This is a genomic window from Pseudomonas sp. 43(2021) (assembly GCF_017490805.1).
Lineage (GTDB): Bacteria > Pseudomonadota > Gammaproteobacteria > Pseudomonadales > Pseudomonadaceae > Aquipseudomonas.
On the sequence record NZ_JAFGYJ010000590.1, the window covers coordinates 1 to 430 of the forward strand.

Below are 430 nucleotides of genomic sequence, written 5' to 3' on the forward strand. Positions count from 1 at the left end.
GCACACCACACGCCCGGAACAGCTCACGATGCGCCGCGCCATGGAGCTGGCCCTGGAAGATGCCGGCCTCACCCCGGACGCCATCGGTTATGTGAACGGCCACGGCACCGCGACTGAACAGGGCGACATCGCCGAAACGCTGGCGACCAGCAGCCTGTTCGGCGAACACATGCCGATCAGCTCGCAAAAGAGCTTTCTCGGCCATACCCTCGGTGCCTGCGGTGCGCTGGAGTCATGGTTCAGCATCGAGATGCTCAACAGCGACCGCTATGTACACACCTTCAACCTCGACGAGGTCGACCCGCACTGCGGCAAGCTCGATTACCTGCGCGGCGAATTCCGTCAGATGCATCACGACTACGTGATGAACAACAATTTCGCTTTCGGCGGCGTCAACACCTCGTTGATCTTCCGCCGCTGGGCATAACCG

The 430-nt window shown here is 61.4% G+C and carries 1 pseudogene; it reads left to right on the forward strand.

Features of this window, described 5'->3' with window-relative positions:
* Window positions 1-427, forward strand: a pseudogene (locus tag J5M71_RS28845) (beta-ketoacyl-ACP synthase); the annotation flags it as partial.
* Window positions 428-430: the final 3 nt, after the last annotated feature.